General features: G+C 68.7%; 19 protein-coding genes. 10 read left to right on the plus strand and 9 right to left on the minus strand.

Annotated features, from left to right (window positions below; genetic code table 11):
- Entirely contained in the window at nt 1-1,074 is a 1,074-nt protein-coding gene (locus ACFPJ1_RS18945) for a glycoside hydrolase family 172 protein (protein ID WP_380105531.1), read from the minus strand.
- A gap of 135 nt (nt 1,075-1,209) precedes the next feature.
- Entirely contained in the window at nt 1,210-1,737 is a 528-nt protein-coding gene (locus ACFPJ1_RS18950) for a hypothetical protein (protein WP_380105533.1), read from the minus strand.
- A 137-nt stretch (nt 1,738-1,874) separates the two neighbouring features.
- On the opposite strand from ACFPJ1_RS18950, the gene ACFPJ1_RS18955 reads away from it, so the two are divergent.
- Complete coding sequence (locus tag ACFPJ1_RS18955) at nt 1,875-5,021, plus strand: amidohydrolase family protein (protein ID WP_380105535.1); 3,147 nt, start codon at nt 1,875-1,877, stop codon at nt 5,019-5,021.
- A 16-nt stretch (nt 5,022-5,037) separates the two neighbouring features.
- The gene (locus tag ACFPJ1_RS18960; protein WP_380105537.1) at nt 5,038-5,874 is read left to right on the plus strand and encodes a GNAT family N-acetyltransferase; all 837 of its coding nucleotides are present in this window, start codon (nt 5,038-5,040) and stop codon (nt 5,872-5,874) included.
- On the opposite strand, the gene ACFPJ1_RS18965 is transcribed toward ACFPJ1_RS18960, so the two are convergent.
- On the minus strand, nt 5,871-6,833 hold the full coding sequence (locus ACFPJ1_RS18965; RefSeq protein ID WP_380105539.1) for a helix-turn-helix transcriptional regulator: 963 nt from the start codon (nt 6,831-6,833) through the stop codon (nt 5,871-5,873). The genes ACFPJ1_RS18960 and ACFPJ1_RS18965 overlap by 4 nt on opposite strands.
- A gap of 63 nt (nt 6,834-6,896) precedes the next feature.
- Between ACFPJ1_RS18965 and ACFPJ1_RS18970 the strand changes: the two genes are divergently transcribed.
- Complete coding sequence (locus ACFPJ1_RS18970) at nt 6,897-7,499, plus strand: GNAT family N-acetyltransferase (RefSeq protein WP_380105541.1); 603 nt, start codon at nt 6,897-6,899, stop codon at nt 7,497-7,499.
- On the opposite strand, the gene ACFPJ1_RS18975 is transcribed toward ACFPJ1_RS18970, so the two are convergent.
- Nucleotides 7,496-8,473 carry a ribose-phosphate diphosphokinase gene (locus ACFPJ1_RS18975; protein ID WP_380105543.1) on the minus strand — a complete coding sequence of 326 codons (978 nt, stop codon included), beginning with the start codon at nt 8,471-8,473 and terminating at the stop codon, nt 7,496-7,498. The two genes, ACFPJ1_RS18970 and ACFPJ1_RS18975, sit on opposite strands and share 4 nt — an antisense overlap.
- A gap of 38 nt (nt 8,474-8,511) precedes the next feature.
- Here ACFPJ1_RS18975 and ACFPJ1_RS18980 point away from each other — a divergent pair, with 38 nt between their 5' ends.
- Entirely contained in the window at nt 8,512-8,841 is a 330-nt protein-coding gene (locus ACFPJ1_RS18980) for a DUF899 family protein (RefSeq protein ID WP_380105707.1), read from the plus strand.
- Here the strand turns inward: ACFPJ1_RS18980 and ACFPJ1_RS18985 are convergent.
- On the minus strand, nt 8,765-9,328 hold the full coding sequence (locus tag ACFPJ1_RS18985; RefSeq protein ID WP_380105545.1) for a TetR/AcrR family transcriptional regulator: 564 nt from the start codon (nt 9,326-9,328) through the stop codon (nt 8,765-8,767). The two genes, ACFPJ1_RS18980 and ACFPJ1_RS18985, sit on opposite strands and share 77 nt — an antisense overlap.
- An 86-nt stretch (nt 9,329-9,414) precedes the next feature.
- Here ACFPJ1_RS18985 and ACFPJ1_RS18990 point away from each other — a divergent pair, with 86 nt between their 5' ends.
- Both ACFPJ1_RS18990 and ACFPJ1_RS18995 read left to right on the plus strand, forming a co-directional pair.
- On the plus strand, nt 9,415-9,813 hold the full coding sequence (locus tag ACFPJ1_RS18990; RefSeq protein WP_380105547.1) for a nuclear transport factor 2 family protein: 399 nt from the start codon (nt 9,415-9,417) through the stop codon (nt 9,811-9,813).
- 20 nt (nt 9,814-9,833) lie between these two features.
- Entirely contained in the window at nt 9,834-10,631 is a 798-nt protein-coding gene (locus tag ACFPJ1_RS18995; RefSeq protein ID WP_380105549.1) for a class I SAM-dependent methyltransferase, read from the plus strand.
- 43 nt (nt 10,632-10,674) lie between these two features.
- On the opposite strand, the gene ACFPJ1_RS19000 is transcribed toward ACFPJ1_RS18995, so the two are convergent.
- Genes ACFPJ1_RS19000 through ACFPJ1_RS19015 form a run of 4 tightly spaced genes read right to left on the minus strand, consistent with a single transcriptional unit; the run spans nt 10,675 to nt 14,303 of the window.
- On the minus strand, nt 10,675-11,697 hold the full coding sequence (locus ACFPJ1_RS19000; RefSeq protein WP_380105552.1) for a threonine aldolase family protein: 1,023 nt from the start codon (nt 11,695-11,697) through the stop codon (nt 10,675-10,677).
- Nucleotides 11,694-13,067, minus strand: a complete 1,374-nt coding sequence (locus ACFPJ1_RS19005) for a class II 3-deoxy-7-phosphoheptulonate synthase (protein ID WP_380105553.1) — start codon at nt 13,065-13,067, stop codon at nt 11,694-11,696. Before ACFPJ1_RS19005 ends, ACFPJ1_RS19000 begins: the two co-directional genes overlap by 4 nt.
- 43 nt (nt 13,068-13,110) lie before the next feature.
- Entirely contained in the window at nt 13,111-13,506 is a 396-nt protein-coding gene (locus tag ACFPJ1_RS19010) for a DUF2237 family protein (RefSeq protein WP_380105555.1), read from the minus strand.
- Nucleotides 13,507-13,514: 8 nt separating this feature from the next.
- Nucleotides 13,515-14,303 carry a lysophospholipid acyltransferase family protein gene (locus ACFPJ1_RS19015; RefSeq protein ID WP_380105557.1) on the minus strand — a complete coding sequence of 263 codons (789 nt, stop codon included), beginning with the start codon at nt 14,301-14,303 and terminating at the stop codon, nt 13,515-13,517.
- A 206-nt stretch (nt 14,304-14,509) separates the two neighbouring features.
- Between ACFPJ1_RS19015 and ACFPJ1_RS19020 the strand changes: the two genes are divergently transcribed.
- The 4 genes from ACFPJ1_RS19020 to ACFPJ1_RS19035 are packed head-to-tail and all read left to right on the plus strand — an operon-like array spanning nt 14,510 to nt 17,747.
- The gene (locus ACFPJ1_RS19020; protein WP_380105559.1) at nt 14,510-15,274 is read left to right on the plus strand and encodes an alpha/beta hydrolase; all 765 of its coding nucleotides are present in this window, start codon (nt 14,510-14,512) and stop codon (nt 15,272-15,274) included.
- Nucleotides 15,267-16,034, plus strand: coding sequence for a hypothetical protein (locus tag ACFPJ1_RS19025; RefSeq protein ID WP_380105561.1), 768 nt, complete (start codon nt 15,267-15,269; stop codon nt 16,032-16,034). The genes ACFPJ1_RS19020 and ACFPJ1_RS19025 overlap by 8 nt, the downstream gene beginning before the upstream one ends.
- 54 nt (nt 16,035-16,088) lie before the next feature.
- Nucleotides 16,089-17,321: an ornithine cyclodeaminase, nickel-pincer nucleotide-dependent gene (locus tag ACFPJ1_RS19030; RefSeq protein WP_380105563.1), complete on the plus strand. Its 1,233-nt coding sequence runs from the start codon at nt 16,089-16,091 to the stop codon at nt 17,319-17,321.
- Nucleotides 17,322-17,366: 45 nt separating this feature from the next.
- Complete coding sequence (locus ACFPJ1_RS19035) at nt 17,367-17,747, plus strand: VOC family protein (RefSeq protein WP_380105565.1); 381 nt, start codon at nt 17,367-17,369, stop codon at nt 17,745-17,747.
- Nucleotides 17,748-17,800 lie beyond the last annotated feature (53 nt).

Raw genomic sequence — 17,800 nt, forward strand, 5'->3', positions numbered from 1 at the left:
TCAGCAGATCTCCATCACGTCGTGGGTCGGCGCTTCCGGCCTGGTCGTGCTCGTCGCCGTCGAGTAGAAGAACGCGGTCGAGGCGATGTCGTCCTGCAACGGCAGGTAGCGACCACCCGAGCGCCAGCCGAGCGCTTGGACGTCCACCCGCAGCTTGGTCCGGAAGCGGATCGGGTCGGGCAGGTGGAACCGGTACATCCCGAACCGCTGCTGGCTCTGGTACAGCCCGTCCGGGCGGATCACCTGCGGCAGACCGAGGTACGGCGTACTGAACTCGGTGTAACCGCCGCGGTCCCGGCCGAGGTCGAAGTTCCAGGCGCCGCCGAAGTAGTCCTCGGTGCCAGTGCCGCAGATCGTCGGGAACTCCTCGTCGTCGTCCAGGTAGAACTTCACCTCGCCCTCGCCCCACCAGCCGGTGCTGTTCACACCCCACGCGAGGTACGTCCCGACGTAGTGCCCGGGTCCTTCCACGCCGTCGAGCAACGTGTGCACGGTCTTGGCGGTCAGTGGGTTGCTCCGCCGCCACTGCGTGTGCAGGTATGCCGATCCCTCGGGTACCTCGCCGAGCCAGTAGTCGACCTGGAAGTAGACGATCACCGCCTCGTCGTGGGTGTTCTCCAGCGTCAGTTGGGCCTGCGAGCGGAACGGCATCTCCCAGTAGCAGTTGAAGCCGCCGTTGGGGTTCACGGCGACCGGCAGCGAGTTCACCTGTGCGAACCGGCCCCAGCCGGAGCAGAAGAAGTCCCCCACCGGCGCTTCGATCGCGGGCGCCTCGTCCCCGTCCCAGTGGCCGCGCAGCACCAGGCGGCGCCAGTGGTCGGTGTGGGTGGTCAGCCAGATGTGGGAGATGCAGCCCGGGCCGGCGATGTCGGCCAGGGTCACGGTCTCGCCGGGGGCGATCTCGATGGACGGCGACACCTTCCAGCCGAGGCCGAGGTCACGCGCCGCACGGGCGCCGGTCCCCTCGGTCCGGCGGCCGCCCTGACCGGGCTCCCCGGTCGGGTTCTCGGCGCTGATGGAGCGGGTCTGGACGTCGACGACCGCGCTGATTCCGGACAGGTTCCCAAGAGTCATGCGGGAGAGCCTAGGTTCCGCGACGGCTGGATTGGTGGAATGGAAATCGATTTCTCACCTGGTGGTCAAACTCGGACCCAGCAGCTCCGGCCCAGGCGCGGAACGAGCCGAGGAACTCGCCGCGGAGTACAGCAGCTAGCAGGAGCGGATCTTGGCCTCGATGCCGTTGTCGAAGGAGAGGCAGGCCCACGGGCGGCCCTGGTCCTTCTTCGGGCGGACGATCAGCGGATAGGCGTCGGCCCCGCGGACCTCGGGCGTCCGGTCGGTCTTGAGCGAGCCGACCGCGCCGCCCCGCGCCTCGGCCGCGACCCGCACATCCTCCACCGACACGATGCTCCGGGCGTCCTTGTTTGCCGCGGCGGTCGCGTCGTCGGCGACCGCCAGCGCGAAGTCGATCTCCGGCGGCGTCGCCCAGGTCGTCGACGTCACCGGGAACACCAGGCCGAACATCAGCACGCCGACGAACCCGATGATCGGCCGGGCCTTTCGCCCACTTCGGTCGGCCAGCACCGCGACACAACCCAACGCGAGCAGCAAGGTGATCCCCCGCAGCACCCAGTGCCGGTCGAGCCGGCTGTCGACCGCGAGTGCGGCGGCGAGCGCGATCACCAGGCAGGCCACGCCCGCGATGCCCGCGCGGAGGCGGGGCGACACAGAATTCATGGCGCTGACGATAGAGCGCGGCCGTTCGTCGCAGCGCACCAGCCGTTCACCGACCGGCCTGTGCGACAGTCTCAACAGGCCTCGACGCTACTGGCAGATTCTGTCCCGTCCCACCGCCCCTAGGGATTGGATCCACTGTGAACCACCACGACGACATCGAGCGCCCCAACGCGTGGAGCGTTTCCCGACGCCGCGCCCTCCAACTCACCGGCGGCCTGGCCGCCGCCGGAACCCTGCCCGCCACCTCAGCGACCGCCGGCGTCCGCAGTACCGAAGCCAGTACTACGACCGCCCAGCAGGCCACCTTGACCGAGGGCACCAACCTCATGGTCGCCGTCTCCCCCGACGGCAAGTGGCTCGCCTTCGACCTTGTGACCGCGATCTGGGTGACGCCTGCCACCGGCGGCTCGTCCAAGCGCCTCACCGACGACCTGCAGGACGCCACCCGGCCGTGCTGGTCGCCGGACGGACGGCAGATCGTGTTCCAGTCCTACCGGGACGGCAACTTCCACCTCTGGTCGATCCGCCCGGACGGCACAGGGTTGCACCAGTTGACCACCGGGCGCTTCGACCACCGCGAACCGCATTTCACGCCGGACGGACGATCCCTGGTCTTCTCCTCGGATCGCGGCGGCAACGGCAGTTACGGGATCCACCGGCTGGACGTCGGCACGGCCGCGATCGTCGCGCTCACCGACGACCCGGCAGAGGAGGCGGAGCCGGCGGTGTCCCCGGACGGCAGGAAGATCGCCTTCACCACCGATACGACCGCGATCATCGAGCTTGACCTGACCACCGGCCAGCGACGTACCACGGTCGCGGCGAAGGCCGGGATCACGCTCTTCGGGCCGGCCTACTCCCCCAGCGGACAACTCGCCTACGTCCGGCTCGGTGGTCCGACCGTGGACCTGGTGATCGGCGACACCGCCGTGACCAGCGGCAAGGATGTCTTCGCGGTACCGCCTTCTTGGTCCTCGGCCGAGGAGATCTTCTATGCCGCGGACGGCAAGGTGCTGAAGCATCGCGTCGGCGGCGCACACACCGTCGTCGCGTTCACCGCCGTAGTACCCGTGACATCGCGGCGACCGCGGCCGAAGGCGCGGGATCTCGACTCGACGAAGCGCCGTCCGGTGCTCGGCATCGCGAGTCCGACGGTCTCGCCGGACGGGCGGTGGCTCGCGTTCCGCGCGCTCAACGCACTGTGGCTCGCAGCAACGAGCGGCCGCGGGCAACCACGCAAGCTCGTTGCCGACGGCTACTTCAACTCGGACCCGGACTTCTCGCCGGACGGCAAGAAGTTGCTCTACGCAAGCGATCGGGACGGCACCGCCGACCTGTGGCTGCATGACCTCGCCACAGGCGCCGATTCCAAGCTCTCGTCGTTGCCCGGGGCACAGACCGCGCCGCGTTACTCCCCGGACGGCCGGCAGGTCGCGTACCAGGACCAGGACGGCATCGCCTGGGTGCTCGACCTGGGCTCGGGTCAGGTCCGCCAGCTCACCCCGACGCTGTTCCAGCCGGGCCGGGTGAGCTGGTCAGCCGACGGCCGCACGATCGTGCTGGCCGCGGTGAAGCCGTTCTCCAAGCGCTTCCGCGAAGGCACCAGCCAACTCCTGTATGTCGACGTCGCGAGCACCGCCTTCGAGTACGTCGAGCCGATGCCGTTCAGGTCGCTCGCCACCCGGGGGGACGACGGGCCCGCGTTCTCCCCCGACGGCAAGTGGCTCGCCTTCGTCGTCGAGAGTCTCCTGTACGTCGTTCCGGTGGATCGGCGCGGCCGGTTCACCGGGAAACCCCGGGCGGTCACCTCCGAGGTGACGGACTCGCCGGTCTGGCAGGACGAGCGGACGTTGCTCTACCTGCACAACGGGCAGTTGCGCCGTACCGACCTGCACGGATCACGTCCGAAGACCGTGAAGGTCGACCTGCACTGGCAACGGGCGTCGGTGAACCAGCATGTGACCATCCATGCCGGAGCACTCTGGGACGGTCGGGCGAAGGACCTCCGCGAGGACGTTGACGTCGTACTCGACGGCGGCAAGATCGCGGCGGTCCGACCGCACAACGGCAAGGCGGACATCGACGCGTCCGGGCTGACGGTGATGCCCGGGCTGATCGACGCGCACAACCACTGGCACCTGCGCGGGCGGGCCTGGGGTGCGCGCCAGGGCAACCTCTGGCTGTCCTACGGGATCACGAGTACGCGCTCTCCCGGCGATCCCGTCTACCAGATGCAGGAGACGCGGGAAGCGCTCTCGCACGGGTCTCTGCTAGGCCCGCGGTACTTCGCCACCGGCGAGGCGATCGACGGGTCGCGGGTCTACTACAACTTCATGCGGCCGACGCTGTCCCTCGAGCAACTCGCACTCGAGATCGACCGGGTCGAAGGGCTCGCCTACGACCTGGTGAAGACCTACGTCCGGCTGCCGATCGAGTACCAGCGCCGGGCGATCGCGGCGGTGCATCGCCTCGGTCTGCAGTTGTCGTCGCACTACCTCTACCCGGCCGAGCATCTCGGCATGGACGGGATGGAGCACACGGGTGCCACCAACCGCCTCGGTTACTCGCACACCGTCAGCAGACTCGGCCGGGCGTATGCCGACGTGATCACGCTCTTCACGAAGGCCGGGCTGTCCGTCATGCCGACACTGTTCACGTCGACGATGGTGCACGTGGACGACCCGTCCCTGCTCGACGACCCGCGGACCACGACGCTCTACCCGTCGTGGGAGTACGCCGCCCTCAGGACCGAGGTGGCCACGGCCGCGGGACCGGCCGGGGCGACCACCCGAACCCAACTCGCGGGCAACGTCGACATGGTGCTGCGGATCCACCGGGGCGGTGGGCTGGTGATCGCCGGCACGGACGCTCCCTTGGACAACGTCGCCGTCTCGCTGCACGCCAACCTCCGCGCGATGGTGGGCGGCGGCTTCACCCCGTACGAGGCGCTGACCACGGCCACTCGCAATCCGGCGAAGTGGCTGAACGTCGAGGACCAACTCGGCGTCGTGCGGCCAGGGGCGCAGGCGGATCTGTCGTTCGTGCGGGGCAACCCGCTGGCCGACATCCGCCACGCGGCCGCGGTACAGCAGGTGATGGTCGCCGGCAGACTCCACACCGTCGAGGAACTCCTTGCACCGTTCGCCGGAAAGACCACGTCCGCTCCTGCGGTCCTGGCCGCGACGGCACCGGTTCCACTGACCAGGGAGAAGGCGCACGCCCACGATTCGGAGTACTGGTGGCACGAGCCGGAGTGGCTGCACCGGCTCTGCTGTGAAGGGTGACCGCTAGGGTCGAGAGGTGGGCGATCTCCGGATATCGACGGCGAGTACAGCCGACCTCTTGACCCTGCGGCAGTGGGCCGCCGACGAGGGATGGAACCCAGGGCAGTCCGACGTCCTGGCCTTCGCGGCGGCCGATCCCGCCGGCTACCTCGTCGGCCGGCTGGACGATGAACTGGTTGCCTCATGCTCTGGCGTTCGGTACGGCGCAGACTACGGCTTCCTCGGGTTCTACCTCGTTCGGCCGGATCTGCGTGCTCGGGGCTACGGCCTCCGGCTGTGGCAGGCGGTGATGGAACTGCTCGCCGGGCGGACCGTCGGGCTGGACGGCGTCGTCGACCAGCAGGACAACTACCAGAAGTCGGGATTCCGACGGGCCTTCACGCATGTCCGGTACGCCGGGGTGCCCGCAGCGGACGCCGGCTCCAGCGACGTCGAGTTGGTCGACGGCCGGTCGGTGCCGTTCCGGGAGTTGGCCGCTTACGATCGGCGGTTCTTTCCTGCTGAGCGGGACGCGTTCCTGTCTCTGTGGGTGGGCCTGCCCGGTCATACGTCGCTGGCGGCTTTGCGCGATGGTCGGCTGGTTGGTTTCGGGGTGCTTCGGGCGGCCGAGTCGGGGATGCGCATCGGCCCGCTCTATGCGGCTTCGGATGAGATCGCGCTGGCGCTGGTGAGCGGTCTCGCGTCGGGTGTCGAGGTGGCGATCGATGTTCCTGACGTCAATCGGAAGGCGATCAGGCTGGTCGAGGGGCTCGGGTTCGAGCCGGTCTTCGAGTGCGCCCGGATGTACGCGGGACCGGCTCCCGTTGTCGACCAGGACGGGATCTTCGGGACCACGACATTCGAGCTTGGCTAGCGTCCGCCCGCTGTTCCGGCTGCGTTGAGCAGGTTCTGGGCGAGGGTGTGCATGGCGTCGCGGAGTTCGGGTGGGTTGACTACCTGGAAGGCGACCGGGATTCCTGCTAACCGGTAGGCGTACCAGTCCGGTTCGTCGGTGCTGCCGAAGAGGCGGGTGTGGGTGGCGTCCACCTCCTCCAGGCGGCCGAGGTTGCGGGCGATCCATCGCTCGACGTCCGTGATCGGCGCGTCGATGAGGACCTCGACCTGGTACTTCCAGCCCTCCGAGAAGTGCTCCAGGATCGCCCGGATCGGATCGAGGTCCGCCGGTGGGACGAACGTGTCCGGCAGGACGTCGATCGTGGTGACGCGGTCGACCCGCAGTACGCGGCGGGCGTTCTTCGTGTGGGACCAGCACAGCAGGTACCACCGACCGTGGCGGATCGAGACCGCCCAAGGGTCGACCTCCATTGCCAGGTCGTCGTCTCCGCGGCGGTAGCCGAGCCGCAGCCGGTGGCGGTTGACGCAGGCCTGGACGAGCGCGGCGGTGGTCTCCGGGTCGGGATAGGCGGTCTCGTCGCCTCTGGGCGTGGCGATCAACTGGCGGATCGCCTCGGCCGATTCGGCGACGGCGGTCGGCAGGACCCGGATGATCTTGTCGAGCGCGCTGCCCGCCGGATCGGCCGGGTCCGACGCCCGGTGGTGTCCCTCGAGTGCGGCCATCATCAACCCGAGCGCCTCTGCCGTGGAGAACATCAGCGGCGGCAGCCGGAATCCCCGGCCGACGCGATACCCGCCGTACCGGCCGGGGGTGGACTCGATCGGGATGCCGGCCTCGCGCAGGATCCCGACGTACCGGCGGGCCGCTCTGTCGGTGACGCCGAGCCGTCGGCCCAACCGCTCGCCGGTGACGCCCGGGCTGTTCTGGATCAACTCGAGCGCCAGCAACGCCTTGGCAGTGGGGCTCGTCTCGTCCACGATCACTAGTAAACCCGCATTCCCGGAAGGGGATCGTCCGCGTTCGATAGTAATCTGCCGGACGTGATCGACGACAAGCTCACGTTCAAGCCCGCGAACGAAGCGACCTGGGAGGAGTTGCGGGCCGTCTTCGGCACCAGCGATGCCGGGCAATGCCACTGCCAGCGGTTCAAGGCGCCGGGCTGGATGTGGCAGACCACCACCGAGGCGGAACGCGCCGCATCCCTGCGCGAACAGACCAACTGCGACAACCCGGACGCCCGTACTACGAGCGGCATCGTCGCCTACCTCGACGACGAACCCGTCGGCTGGGGCGCGGTCGAGCCGCGGACGGCGTACCCGAAGTACTTCGGGCGAACCCGCGTGCCGTGGGCCGGCCGGAACGAGGACAAGGAGGACGACTCCGTGTGGGTCGTCTCGTGCATCGTCACCCGGGTGGGCTACCGCCGCCGCGGGGTCACCTACGGCCTGGCCCGGGCCACCATCGACTTCGCCCGTGAACGCGGCGCCAAGGCGCTGGAGGCGTACCCGATGATGCCGCCGGCCGGCAAAGAGGTGACCTGGGGCGAGCTGTACGTAGGCAGCTACAGCGTCTTCGAGGAGGCCGGCTTCCTGGAGGTCAGCCATCCGACGCTCAGGCGCTATGTGATGCGGATCGACTTCTAGAAGGGCAGTTTGGGCTGTGGTGGCGCGTGCGTCGGGTCGACGCCGTCGAAGAGGCTGCTGACGGACTCGCCCTCGTGGATGCGCTTGATCGCCTCGGCAAACAGGCCCGAAACCGAGCTGACCTGCAGCTCGGGGAAACCGTCCGGCCGCGGCACCGTGTCGGTGCTGATCACCTCGGTGATCGAGGGGTGCGACCGCAGCCGCTCGACCGCCTTGCCCGCGAACAGGCCGTGCGTGGTCGCCACCGCCGCCTGTGTGCAACCGAGATCCTTCAGCCGGTCGAGCAGCTCGATGATCGACCCACCGGTGGCGATCTCGTCGTCCAGGATGATCGCCCGCTTGCCGGCCACGTCGCCGACGATCGCGTCGATCACGACCCGGTCGTCGGACAACCGCTGCTTGCTACCCGCCGCCACCGGCAGCCCGAGCAGCCGCGCGAACTGGGTTGCGGTCTTCGCATTGCCCAGGTCCGGGCTGACCACGACGGTGTTCGTGAGGTCCGTACCGCGGAAGTGCTCCGCCAGTACGCCGATCGCCGTCAGGTGATCCACCGGCACCGAGAAGAACCCGTGCACCTGCGGCGCGTGCAGCGTCATCGTCAGCACCCGGTCGACCCCGGCCGCGACCAGCAGGTCGGCGACCAGGCGGGCGCCGATGGAGATCCGCGAGGCGTCCTTCTTGTCGGATCTCGCGTATGCGTAGTGCGGGATCACCGCCGTGATCTGCGCGGCCGACGCGCCGCGCGCCGCATCGATCATCAGGAGCAACTCCATCAAGTGTTCCTGCGTCGGCGGAACCAGCGGCTGGACGATGTACACGTCGCGCTGGCGGCAATTCACCTGCAACTGAACCTGTAAGCAGTCATTGCTGAACCGATGGATCTCCACCGGAGACAGCCGCACGCCGAGATCCCTACAGATCTGCTCGGCAAGACTGGAATGGGCACTTCCGCTGAACACGACGATCTCTCGCACGGCTCTCCCCGAACGCTCCGACCCGACAACCGCAGCCTATCTCGCGGCAGTGCGCCGCGGCCCGGCGGCGCCTAACCATGGTCGAGATGGACGCCAAGACCCCGCTGATCGGGCCCGACGGGCCGCTCACGCTGCTCGACGCGTTCGAGGGGCGACGGCAGCTCATCGGCGGCCATGCCGATGAGCGGTCACTCATTCGTGGATCTCGGCCTGGGGAAACCGATTGCCAGCCACCGGAATCCACGACTGAGCCAACACTCACCCGGGTGTACGCAACAAGTGTCGACGAGGTTAGCCGTCTAGCACGATCGCGGCGAGGTCTCGGGCGGCCCGGGCGGGGTGCTGCTGATTCTGGGTGGCGCCCATGACCAGTGTTCCCTCGATCAGCAGGTGCAGTTGCTCCGCAGCGTGCTCGGGCCGGGCATGACCGAGGGCCTCGAGCTCGCGGACCAGCAGGGCACGGATCCGCCCCCGGTACGCATCCGTCTCGGCATGGGCCGGATGGTCCTGATCCGCGAAGGCTAGGTCGATCGCAAGGTACCGGCAGCCGCGGAAGTCCGCGTTCGACACAAGCTCGTCCAGCCGGTCGAACAGCGCCAGGAGCCGGCCTCGGGGCGAATCACCGTCACCCAGAGCGCTCTCGTACCACGCCAGATCCTCATCGGCGGTACGACGTAGCACAGCGGCCACCAGGCCGTCCTTGCCGCCGAAGTGCTCGTAGAGCGATCTACGGGCGACGTTCGCCTCCTCCAGCAAGGCGCTCACGCCCACCGAGCCGCCACGCGAGTAGAGGAGTCTCTCGGCAGCGAGGAGCAGTCGCTCCCGAGGCCCCGCGGTCTCGGCCTTGCCATTCATATTCGGCTCTCTCCCCTTGCAAAGTAGATCGATCGGTCTATACGGTACCGATAGACCAATCAGTCTACTCCTGGAGGATCCTCGAAATGACTGCACCGGACGCTCCTTCGACCACTGAGACCGCCGAAACCATCCGCCTGTTCAACGACGCTTTCCGGCGCCGCGACACCGAGGCGATGGCCGCGCTGGTCCACGACGAGTGCCTGATGGTGTCGGCGCAACCGGCACCGGACGGCACCGCGTACGTCGGAAAGGAGGCGTGCGTGGACTTCTGGGCGGAGCTGATGGCCGACGAGGCCAGCACCTTCGAGGTCGACCACGTCTTCTCCGATGGCGCCTGGGCAACGGTCCGGTGGCGCTACCGCTTCGGGCCCACGGACGCGGAATCAGTGCTCGGCGTGAACGTGAGCCGCGTGAGCGGCGGACGCGTCATCGAGCAACTCGGCTACACCAAAGTGCCCGGCGGGCTCCCACTCCCGGGGTGAACGACATCGGAGCCTTGCCGATGAGCGGTCACTCATTCGTGGATCCCGGCCAGAGGAAACCGATTGCCAGCAACCGGAATCCACGACTGAGCCAACACTCAGTTTGCGTGCCACGATGGGGAAGCAAGCTCGGGTGGAGGAAGGGGACGACGTTGTCTGAGCGATCAGGGAACCTCGCTGACGATCCGTTCGGCGGGCGGCAGCCGACCAGTCACGAACGACTGACGGGACGGCCGTGGGACGCGTCGTACCACGACGATGACCCTGCGCCTTGGGATGTCGGCCATCCGCAGCCGGCGATAGTGCGTTTGGCATCCGAAGGCGCGATCGCCGGAGCGGTCCTAGATGCAGGCTGCGGGACCGGTGAGAACGCCCTCCATGTCGCCGGGTTGGGATTCAAGGTTCTGGGCGTTGATGTGGCTGAGACGGCAGTGGCGATGGCCCGAGCGAAGGCCGAGGACCGTGGGATCGAGGCTGAGTTCGCTACGGCTGACGCCTTCCACCTGGACCGCTTGGGGCGCCGGTTCGAGACGGTGCTGGACTGCGGGCTGTTCCACACCTTCATCAGCGACGAGCGACCTGGATACGTCGCGAGTCTCGCGTCGGTGACCGAGCACGACGGGACCCTCTACGTGTTGTGCTTCAGCGACGACGGCCCCGACACCGGCCCGCACCCCGTCACTCAGGAAGACCTGAGAACAGCCTTCAACTCCAGCACGGGATGGAACCTCGCCGCCATCAAACCAGACCGAGTCCAGACGAGATTCCACGACGACAACGGCGCACCAGCTTGGCTCGCCACAATCAACCGCAGCTAGCCCGCGGGACTTGCCAGCCCGAGACCAACCTTGCCGGCGCGGATTACTGGAGGAGGCGGGCGATGGTTTCGGCGGCCTGGCGGCAGTCCGCCGCTGAGGCGTCCAGGTGGGTTACCAGGCGGAGTTGGGTGGCGCCTACTCCGCCGATCAGGACTCCCTGGGCTTTGGTTGCTTCGATGACCTCGGCGACTGATTTGCCGGTGGTTGCGATGTCGGCGACGACGATGTTCGTGTCCACCTGGTCGGGCTTGACCGAGCCGGGTGCGGCGTCTGCCAGCAGCTCGGCGATCTGCCGCGCGTGGGCGTGGTCCTCGGCCAGGCGCTCGACGTTGTTCCGTACCGCGTAGAGACCCGCGGCAGCCAGTACGCCGGCCTGCCGCCACCCCGCGCCCAGGCGCTTCCGCCAGACCCGCGCCTCCTTGATCAGCTCCGTAGAGCCGACCAAAACGGAGCCGACCGGAGCACCGAGTCCCTTCGACAGGCAAACACTCGCAGCCGCAGCGCGAGACGCATAGGCCGACAGCGGTACTCCGGACGCCACCGACGCATTCCACAGCCGAGCCCCGTCCAGGTGAAGCGGCAGACCGAGCACCTCCAGCTCGTCAGCGAGTAAGTCGTATGAGGTCTGGATCGTGCCGCCGCCGAAGTTGTGCGTGTTCTCGACGGACACGGCGGACGTCGTCACGAAGTACGGGCCGAGGTCGGGGGCGATCAGGGCGCGGATCTGGTCGAGGTCGATCTGGCCGCCGGGTGCGCTCCACGTGCGAGTGGTGATGCCGCTGATCGCGGCGTGGGCGCCCAGCTCGGCGCGGGCGATGTGCGCGCTCGCCTCGCAGAGCACCTCGGTGCCCGCAGCCGCCAGGGCGCGGACGCCGAGGATGTTGGCCAGCGAGCCGGTCACCGTGAACAACCCGGCCTCGTGCCCGAGCAGCGCGGCGATCTCGTTCTCGAGCTCGGTGACGGTGGGGTCCTCGCCGTACACGTCGTCGCCGACCGGGGCGCTGGTCATCGCGGCCAGCATCCCCGCCGAGGGCTTGGTGACGGTGTCGGAGCGGAGGTCGATCATGCCTGGGCGCTCCGCAGCCGCTCGGCCACCAGGAAGGCGAGCTCGAGCGACTGGTGCCGGTTCAGCCGCGGGTCGCAGGCCGTCTCGTACCGGTTCACCAGGTCTTCCGCGACCAATGCCTCGCCGCCGCCGAGGCACTCGGTGACGTCGTCGCCGGTGAGCTCGATGTGCATGCCGCCCGGCCAGGTGCCGACCTGCTCGTGCGCGTCGAAGAAGCCCTGTACCTCGTTGATCACGTCGTCGAAGTTGCGGGTCTTGTAGCCGTTCGGGGTCTCGTAGGTGTTGCCGTGCATCGGGTCGCAGACCCAGGCGATCGGCGAGCCGTGGTCGCGGACGGCCTCCAGCAGCGGCGGCAGCCCGTCGCGGATCTTGCCCGCGCCCATCCGGGTGATGAAGGTCAGCCGGCCCTCGATGCCCTTCGGGTTCAGCTTGTCGATCAGGGCCCGGATGTACTCCGGGGTCGTGGTCGGGCCGATCTTCACGCCCAGCGGGTTGGTCAGCGAGGCCAGGAACTCCACGTGCGCCCCGTCCAGTTGCCGGGTGCGCTCCCCCACCCACAGCAGGTGGCCGGACACGTCGTACGGCTGCTCGGTGCGGGAGTCGATCCGGGTCAGGGCGTGCTCGTACTCGAGGATGAGCGCCTCGTGCGACGCGTAGAAGTCGACCGTCTTGAACTCGTCCGCGATGGCTCCGCAGGCCCGCATGAAGGCCAGCGCCCGCTCGATCTCGGAGGCGAGCCGCTCGTACTTCTGCCCGACCGGGGAGGACTTCACGAAGTCGGTGTTCCAGGCGTGCACCTGGTGCAGGTCGGCGTACCCACCGGTGGTGAACGCGCGGGTCAGGTTCAGCGTGGCGGCGGCCGCGTTGTAGACGCCGCGCAGGCGCTCCGGATCCGGGATCCGCGACTCCTCGGTGAACTCCAGCCCGTTGACCGCATCACCCCGGTACGACGGGAGGGTGACGCCGTCGCGGGTCTCATCGCCGGAGCTGCGGGGCTTCGCGTACTGACCGGCGATCCGGCCGACCTTCACCACCGGCACGCTCGCCGCGTACTGGAGCACCACGGCCATCTGCAGCAGCACCCGGAGCTTGGCCCGGATGTTCTCGGCGGTCACCCCGTCGAAGGTCTCGGCGCAGTCCCCGCCCTGCAGCATGAACGCCTCACCGCGCGCGACGGCCCCGATCTTGGTGGTCAGGTCGTCGCACTCACCGGCGAACACCAGCGGCGGCAACTTCCTCAGCTGCCCGATCACCTGGTCCAGCGCCACCGGATCCGGCCACTCGGGCTGCTGCAGCGGCTTCAGCGCCCGCAGCTCCTCGAGACTCGGAACCCCGGGCACGACCCCCGCACTCAACGTGGCAAATTGCATGGCCCAACCCTATTCCAGCCGTCCCCAGGCCCGCGTTCCCGTCTCACCTGGCCAGCGAGCTGGGATCCGGCGGTACGTCGACCGCGTGGCTGCGGAGGACCGTCAGCGGGATGGTTTCGAGGGATCGGGCGTGGGTGGAGGCGAGGACCACCGGAGCGGCGGCGCCCGCGTGGTACGCCTGCAGCCAGCGCGCAGCGACTACGCACCAGCGGTCGCCCGGCTTGAGCCCCGCGAAGCCGAACTCGGGCCGCGGGGTGACCAGGTCGTTGCCGACCGCGCTCTGGTGGGCGAGGAACTCCGTGGTCATCACCGCGCAGACCGTGTGGCTGCCGAGGTCCTCGGGGCCGGTGGTGCAGCACCCGTCGCGGAAGAACCCGGTGATCGGGTCGGTGCCGCACTCCTCCAACGGCTCGCCGAGCACGTTCAGATCGGTCTCCACCGGTACGGTCAGGAGGCCTTGGTGTCGCCGTGGCGGGGCTTGATGTGGTCGTCGACGGACTCGCCGGCCTTGATGAGCTCCTTGGCCTTCTCGGCGTACATGTCGACGTACTCCTGGCCGGACAGCTCCATCAGCGCGTACATGATCTCATCCGTGACCGAGCGCAGCACGAACCGGTCGCGCTCCATCCCCTCGTAGCGGGAGAAGTCCAGCGGCTTGCCGATCGAGACGCCGGGACGGACCAGGCGCGGCAGCCGCCGGCCGGGCTCGCGGATCAGCCACTGCGGCCAGACCGTGCCGGGCGGGTTCAGCTTCTCGGTGTCGATCATCGCGACCGGGATGACCGGCACGCCGGCCACGATCGCCATCCGGGCCACGCCGGTCTTGCCCTTGTAGAGCCGACCGTCCGGTGAGCGGGTGCCCTCGGGGTAGATGCCGAAGAGCTCGCCCTTCTGCAGGATCTCCAGACCGGTGTTGAGCGCGGCCAGCGAGGCCCGGCCGCCGGACCGGTCGATGGGGATCTGCCCGACCGAGCGGAAGAAGGTGGCGACCAGCCGGCCCTTCAGCCCGGGCGCGGTGAAGTACTCCGACTTGGCCGGGAAGACGATCTGCCGGGGCACCGCGACCGGCAGGAACACCGAGTCGCAGAAGGCCAGGTGATTGCTGACCAGCAGCGCCGGCCCTGACGAGGGAATGTTCTCCAGCCCCTCGACCCTGGGACGGAAGAGGAGCTTCGTAATCGGTCCGACGAAGAACCGCCTGAGGAACAGGTACAGCAACGCCTTCACCTCCGTCACTCGGCCGACACCCTACGTTCCACTCTCCTCCTCGGGCAACGTCACCGCCAGGAATACGCGAGTAGCACTCTGTGTTGGCATCTGGTTGCAGACTGGGTGCGACGTCGGTCACGAGACCCGAACGACACCCGCGCCGGGGTGGGCGGGTGGCTCCGCGGCTGCGACCATTGGCGTCTCAGGATGTCCGCGACCGTCTAGGAGCACCCGTGCCAGTGCAAGCTCATGCGGAAGAGTTCCGCAGCCCAGGATCCGGTGAGAACGCCTCGACCGGGATCCTGCTGAGCCACGGCTTCACCGGATCACCGCGGTCGATGCGCCCATTCGCCGAGCACCTCGCCGCCGAGGGGTACGGCGTCGCCGTACCGCGGCTGCCTGGGCACGGCACTCACTGGCGGGAGATGAACACCACCCGCTGGCAGGACTGGTACGCCGTCCTCGACAACGAGCTCGAGCGGCTCCGCAAGGAGCACGATCGGGTGTTCGTCGCCGGGCTGTCGATGGGTGGCTGCCTGACACTCCGGCTGGCCGAGGAGCACGGCGCCGACATCGCCGGGCTGATCCTGGTCAACCCGTCCGTGCGCACCGACGACAAGCGGCTGGTGCTGCTCCCGGTGCTGCAGCGGCTGGTCCCGTCCTTCCCGGGCATCTCGAACGACATCAAGAAACCCGGTGTCGACGAGGGCGCCTACGACCGGATGCCGCTGCGCGCGCTCCACTCGCTGTCGCAGCTCTGGCAGCTCACCCGGGACGATCTGGGCAAGGTGACGCAGCCGGTTCTTCTGTTCCGCAGTACTGTCGATCACGTCGTGGAGCCGAGCTCGGGCCGGACGGTGCTGGCGTCGATCTCGTCCCGCGACGTGACCGAGACCCTGCTCGAGGACAGCTATCACGTGGCCACTCTGGACAACGACGCACCGCGCATCTTCGCCGACTCGACGGCCTTCATCCGGCGGGTCGGTACCGATGCGTGACAACGGCCTGACCGCTTCGGCCTACACGTCGCTGGGCGGGATCGATCCGCTCGTCGCCGAGCCCGTCCTCGCCGCGCTGGCCGAGGCCGGCATCGCCGCGTACTCCGGTGCGCCGGGCGAGCCCGGTCCGTCGGCCGCCGAGGCCCAGGCCGAGCCCGCCGGCGAAGGCACGTCGACCGCCGAGACCCCGAGTCCGGCGCCCGCGAAGGCGGATGAGGCCGCGGCGAAGATCCCGGCCGGCTTCGAGGAGATCTTCGTCGCCTCTGGTGCTGAGGACGACGCTCGCGCGGTGATCGAGCGCAGTACCGAGGACGCCGAGCGGGCGTCGCTGGTCGAGCAGTTCAACGCGCCGTCCGCGCCGGGGCACGACGCGAACCCGGAACCGCGGTGGCCGGCCAGCGAGGACGTGGACGAGAACTACGAGCCGCTGATCGACGTACCGGCCGGGCTGGTCGTCGGCGACACCGACGAGGACCCGCCCGAGGAACCGCCGGCCCGCCGGACCGAGGACCCGCACGACCACTTCGTCCCGCCGGAACCGCCGCGCGGACCGAAGCTGGACTGGATCAGCCGGGCCGCCTGGCTCGGCCTGCTCGGCGGCCCGGTGCTGCTGATCCTGGCCGCGCTGCTGGACTTCGGCACCGGCCGGATCACCACGATCGCGGTGGTCGGCTTCATCGCCGGCTTCCTCACCCTGGTGATCCGGATGAAGGACCGCCTTCCACCAGATGACACGCCCGACGACGGCGCGGTCGTCTGACGCTAGAGTTCGGATCGTCGGACAATCCGACGAGCTGAGGCGGAGGAGGCACCCGTGCAGGTCACCGAGACGGTGGAGATCACCGGCCACCTGATGGATTCCGGGCTGCTGTCCCGCGTCCTGGACGACATCCGCGGGTACGGCGGCGAGTACACGCTGGACCGGTTCGACCTGGGCTACGACAAGGACGACCCGTCGACGGTCCGGATGACGGTCGGCGCGGAGGACGAGGAAGCCCTGCAGCGGCTGCTGATGCGGATCCAGACCAAGGGCGCGAACCTGGTCGACCCGGGCACGCCGGAGATCTCCGAGGTGACCCAGGACGGCGTCTTCCCGGACGGCTTCTACTCCACCACGAACCTGCCGACCAGCGTGCGGCTGAGCGGCCACTGGGTGCAGGTGCGGAACCCGGAGATGGACTGCGGCCTGCTGGTCGAGGGCGAATCGGTCCGGACCATCCCGATGTCCGAGGTGAAGGCCGGGATGAGGATCATCTCGAGCGCGCAGGGCGTCAAGGTCACTCCCCCGCTGGTCGCGAACACCGAGGAGTCGTTCGGCTTCATGGAGTCCGACGTGTCCAGCGAGAAGCCCCAGCGGGTGCTCGTCATGCAGGTCGCGGACGGCATGCGCGAGGCCAAGGCGAACGGCCAGAAGGTGCTCTGGGTCGGCGGTCCCGGCATCGTCCACACCGGCGCCGCGCCGGCCATGGTCGCCCTGGTCGAAGCCGGGTACGTCGACGTGCTGTTCGCCGGGAACGCGCTCGCGACGCACGACATCGAGTCGTCGCTCTACGGTACGTCGCTGGGCGTCGACCTGGCCCGCGGTCGTGGGGTGGAGCACGGTCACGAGCACCACATCCGCGCGATCAACACGATCCGCAAGGCCGGCTCGATCGCCGAGGCCGTCGACAAGGGCGTGCTGACCTCGGGCGTGATGCACTCGCTGGTGAAGAACGGGAAGAGCTTCGTGCTGGTCGGCTCGGTGCGTGACGACGGCCCGCTGCCGGACGTCTACACCGACGTGTTGGAGGGCCAGCGCGCCATGCGGGCCGAACTGCCCGGCGTCGGCTACTGCCTGATGGCGGCGACCATGCTCCACTCCGTTGCTACCGGCAACATCCTGCCGGCCTCGATCCCGCTCACCTGCGTGGACATCAACCCGGCGACCGTGACGAAGCTGGCCGACCGCGGCTCCTCGCAGGCCCGCGGCATCGTCACCGACGTCGGCCTGTTCATCGAGCACCTCGCCCGTGAACTGGCCCCCGACTACACAGGAGACAGCAAGTAGTTCTCTGGCGGCCAAACTGTCGGTGGTCTGGTCCAGGCTGGGGGCATGGCACTGAGAACGAAGGCGCACTGGTTCGGCGTCGCGCTCAACTCGCCGGACCCACAGAAGCTCGGCCGCTTCTACCAGCGGTTGCTCGGCTGGACGCTGCATGCCGACGAACCCGACTGGGTGACCCTGGCACCGTCCAAGGAGGCGGGGTACAACCTGGCCTTCCAGCGCGAGGAGCTTTACGAGAGACCCGTGTGGCCCGCCGAGCAGGGCAAGCCGCAGATGTCGATCCACCTCGACCTCGAGGTGGACGACCTGGACGAGGCGGTCTCGCACGCGGTCGAGGCCGGCGCCGAACTGGCGGCGTACCAGCCTCAGAAGGACGTGCGGGTCATGCTCGACCCGGACGGCCATCCGTTCTGCCTGTACGTCGACTAGCCGCGTGTGGGGCTGGTTACGGCGACGCGGACCTGCAGCGGGCAGGATGTCGG

Origin of the sequence: Kribbella qitaiheensis (assembly GCF_042657745.1) — a bacterium.
Classification (GTDB): domain Bacteria; phylum Actinomycetota; class Actinomycetes; order Propionibacteriales; family Kribbellaceae; genus Kribbella; species Kribbella qitaiheensis.

Bases quoted from the DNA above. Each gene is read 5' to 3' on its own strand.
- ACFPJ1_RS18945 (WP_380105531.1), bottom strand. From the start codon at position 1,074: ATGACTCTTGGGAACCTGTCCGGAATCAGCGCGGTCGTCGACGTCCAG.
- ACFPJ1_RS18950 (WP_380105533.1), bottom strand. From the start codon at position 1,737: ATGAATTCTGTGTCGCCCCGCCTCCGCGCGGGCATCGCGGGCGTGGCC.
- ACFPJ1_RS18985 (WP_380105545.1), bottom strand. From the start codon at position 9,328: ATGAATGGCAAGGCCGAGACCGCGGGGCCTCGGGAGCGACTGCTCCTC.
- ACFPJ1_RS18990 (WP_380105547.1), top strand. From the start codon at position 9,415: ATGACTGCACCGGACGCTCCTTCGACCACTGAGACCGCCGAAACCATC.
- ACFPJ1_RS18995 (WP_380105549.1), top strand. From the start codon at position 9,834: ATGAGCGGTCACTCATTCGTGGATCCCGGCCAGAGGAAACCGATTGCC.
- ACFPJ1_RS19000 (WP_380105552.1), bottom strand. From the start codon at position 11,697: ATGATCGACCTCCGCTCCGACACCGTCACCAAGCCCTCGGCGGGGATG.
- ACFPJ1_RS19005 (WP_380105553.1), bottom strand. From the start codon at position 13,067: ATGCAATTTGCCACGTTGAGTGCGGGGGTCGTGCCCGGGGTTCCGAGT.
- ACFPJ1_RS19025 (WP_380105561.1), top strand. From the start codon at position 15,267: ATGCGTGACAACGGCCTGACCGCTTCGGCCTACACGTCGCTGGGCGGG.
- ACFPJ1_RS19035 (WP_380105565.1), top strand. From the start codon at position 17,367: ATGGCACTGAGAACGAAGGCGCACTGGTTCGGCGTCGCGCTCAACTCG.